The organism is Pseudoroseomonas cervicalis ATCC 49957 (genome assembly GCF_000164635.1).
Lineage (GTDB): Bacteria > Pseudomonadota > Alphaproteobacteria > Acetobacterales > Acetobacteraceae > Pseudoroseomonas > Pseudoroseomonas cervicalis.
On sequence record NZ_GG770779.1, the window covers coordinates 209,911 to 212,922 of the forward strand.

Below are 3,012 nucleotides of genomic sequence, written 5' to 3' on the forward strand. Positions count from 1 at the left end.
AGGCCGCCGGCGCCGCCGCGCAGATCCGCGCCGCCACGACGCTGGGCGAGGCGCGCGGGCTGGTCGCCGGGCTGCTGATGCCGCTGCTGCAGGCGCGGGTGAAGGCACTGGGCGGCCAGGCGGCACGGCGCGTCTTCCTGGCCACCGCCATCCTGCCGAGTCCCGCGCTGGACGCCGCCGCCATGGCGCTGATCGGCCTGCGGCTGATGCGCCAGGTGGCCGAGCTGAACGGGCTGCGCCCCGGCACGTTGGTGCTGGGCCGGCTGGTGCGGCGCCTGGCCTTCTCCACCGGCCTGACCATCGGCACCGACATGGCGGTGGAGGCCGGGCTGGAACAGGTGATCGAGGGCCATGCCGCGAAGCTGGCCGGCGGTGCGGCCGGTGCCGCCGTCGCCGCCCGCCGCATGACCCGCCTCGCCCAGGCCACCTTTCTGTCCGTTTCCCCTTTTTCTTCCGGGCTGCCGCCGTCGGGTGGCCAGGTGGGACGCGGCACGGCGCCCGGGCGCAGCCTGCGCTGACGCACTTTTTTTCGGGCTGCCGCTGTCGGGTGGTGAGGTGGGACGCGGCACGGCGTCCGGGCGCAGCCTGCGATGATGCAAAGCCCCCCTGGGCCGGTGCGCTCCGTCCCAGTGCAGCCCCTCCCGTCCCGGCCCTGACCGGCAGCTGACAGAAAGAAGGTTGTGGGGGAGGGGAGGGAGCACACATGCTGGGGCATGAGCCCGCCCGAACTGACCCTGCAGCTGCATCGCGCCATCGCCGAGATCCCGGTGGCGGAGTGGGATGCCTGCGCGGGGGCGGAGAATCCCTTTGTCAGCCACGCCTTCCTCTCGGCGCTGGAAGAGAGCGGCTCGGCCAGCCCGCGCACCGGCTGGCTGCCGCAGCACCTGGCGCTGCGCGACGGGGCGGGGCGGCTGCTGGGCGTGGCGCCGGCCTATGCCAAGAGCCATTCCTATGGCGAATACGTCTTCGACCATGGCTGGGCCGATGCTTTCGAGCGCGCCGGCGGCCAGTACTATCCGAAGCTGCAGGTGGCGGTGCCGTTCAGCCCGGTGCCGGGCCCGCGCCTGCTGGTCCATCCCGAGCGCGGCCTGCCGCCGGCGGCGCTGGCCCAGGCCATGGCGCAGGTGACGCAGCAGCTGGGCTTCTCCTCGGCCCATGTCACCTTCTGCACCGAGGCGGAATGGCAGGCGCTGGGCGAGGCCGGCTGGCTACGGCGCATCGGCATGCAGTTCCACTGGCACAACGACGGCTATGCCAGCTTCGAGGACTTCCTGGCCGCCCTCTCCAGCCGCAAGCGCAAGCAGCTGCGGCGCGAGCGGCGCGACGCGCAATCGGCCGGGCTCACCTTCCGCACGCTGCGCGGCGCCGCGATCACGCCGCGCCACTGGGCGGCCTTCCACCGCTTCTACCTGGACACGGTGGACCGCAAATGGGGCAGCGCCTATCTGACCGAGCGCTTCTGGCCGCTGCTGGCCGAGCGGCTGGGCGAGCGCGTGGTGCTGATGGTGGCCGAGCAGGATGGCGAGCCGGTGGCCGGCGCGCTGAACCTGATCGGCCAGGACACGCTCTATGGCCGCAACTGGGGCGCCACGGTGGAGGCGCCCTTCCTGCATTTCGAGCTCTGCTACTACCAGGCGATCGACTTCGCCATCGCGCACGGGCTGAAGCGGGTGGAGGCGGGGGCGCAGGGCCAGCACAAGATCCAGCGCGGCTACCTGCCGGTCGCCACCTATTCGGCGCATTGGATCGAGCATCGCGGGCTGCGCCGGGCGGTGGCGAATTTCCTGGAGGAGGAGCGTCCGGCCATCCTGGCGGGGATGGAGGAGCTGGCCGCCGCCTCCCCCTTCCGCGAGGAGGGGTGAGCCGCCCCTAGCGGCTCTGCAGCCGGCTGAAGTCGAAGCCCTTCATCAGCTCGACCAGCGTCTCGGATTTCTCCACGCCCTCGCTGGTCAGCTGCACCATGGCGTTGCCGCGCACCAGGGTCAGCTCCATCGTGCCATCGCCCGGCTCCTGCCGCAGCAGGGCGTTATCGGCGCCGATGCGCAGGCGGCGGGTGTGCGGCGGCATGATGGTCGGGTTGCTGGCGATGCTCGCCATGCCCTGCGCCACCGGCGAATCGATCAGCATGCGGGCGCTGATGCGCCCCTCGCCATTGGCCTGGGTGTAGTCGCGGCCGATGCTGATGCCGCCGCCCATCATCTGCGTCGCGACATTGCTGCCGGCATCGTCCTGCGGCTCCTCCCGCGTCCAGCCCTGCGGCGCGGCGGGGAACAGCCGGGCGTAATGCGCCTGCCGCTGCCGGGCGATGGCGGCCAGGGCGAAGCCCAGCTCCTCGGCCGAGCGGCGCAGATCGCCCTGGCGGTAGAGCTCGCGCGCGCGGTCGATCAACTCGGGCACCTCCTCGGCCCGCAGCGGCGCGGCGAGCGCCAGCCCGGCCAGCAGCAGGGTCAGGAAGCGGGTGGGGCGCGCGAGGGTCACGGCGTTCGGTCTCTCCGGCGGCAAGGCGGCGCATGGGAGCGCGGGCCGGGCCATGCGGCAAGCCGCGCGCGGTCAAGATCGCGGCACCGCCCGGAACCGTGTGCGGGGCCGGGGCGCCCCCTGGGAAGCGCCCCGCTTTCCTGCCAGTCTCCGCCGCTGACCGACCAGGATCCGCGCCCGAGATGCTCACCGCCTATGCCCAGCTCGCTGCCTCCATGGCGCTGGTGGGCGCCAATGTCGGGGTGGCCAAGCTGCTGGCGGGGGTGCTGCCGATCGCGCTGATCGTCGGGCTGCGCTGCCTGCTGGCCTGCCTGGTGCTGTGGCCGCTGGCCCGCGCATTGGAGGGGCGCTCGCGCCCCTCGGCCGCCGCCCTGCGCAACCTGGCGGCGCAGGCGGCGCTGGGCACGCTGCTCTACAACGCCGCGCTGCTGACCGGGCTGCGCCACACCACGGCGCTGGAGGCCGGGCTGGTGCTGGCCACCCTGCCGGCGGTGATCGCGCTGGGCAGCGCGCTGTGGCTGCGCGAGCGGCTGC

The 3,012-nt window shown here is 73.3% G+C and carries 4 protein-coding genes; 3 read left to right on the forward strand and 1 reads right to left on the reverse strand.

Features of this window, described 5'->3' with window-relative positions:
* On the forward strand, positions 1–518 hold a 518-nt coding region (locus HMPREF0731_RS12280; RefSeq protein WP_007004462.1), incomplete at its 5' end, for a DUF697 domain-containing protein.
* 195 nt (positions 519–713) lie between these two features.
* On the forward strand, positions 714–1,862 hold the full coding sequence (locus HMPREF0731_RS12285) for a GNAT family N-acetyltransferase (protein ID WP_007004463.1): 1,149 nt from the start codon (positions 714–716) through the stop codon (positions 1,860–1,862).
* Between the two features lie 7 nt (positions 1,863–1,869).
* On the opposite strand, the gene HMPREF0731_RS12290 is transcribed toward HMPREF0731_RS12285, so the two are convergent.
* Positions 1,870–2,478 carry a hypothetical protein gene (locus HMPREF0731_RS12290; RefSeq protein WP_040613089.1) on the reverse strand — a complete coding sequence of 203 codons (609 nt, stop codon included), beginning with the start codon at positions 2,476–2,478 and terminating at the stop codon, positions 1,870–1,872.
* Positions 2,479–2,660: 182 nt separating this feature from the next.
* Here HMPREF0731_RS12290 and HMPREF0731_RS12295 point away from each other — a divergent pair.
* Positions 2,661–3,012: EamA family transporter (locus HMPREF0731_RS12295; protein ID WP_007004465.1), on the forward strand; the 352-nt coding region annotated here is incomplete at its 3' end.

Excerpts from the sequence above, each read along its gene's own strand:
- HMPREF0731_RS12285 (WP_007004463.1), top strand. The coding sequence starts at position 714 with ATGAGCCCGCCCGAACTGACCCTGCAGCTGCATCGCGCCATCGCCGAG.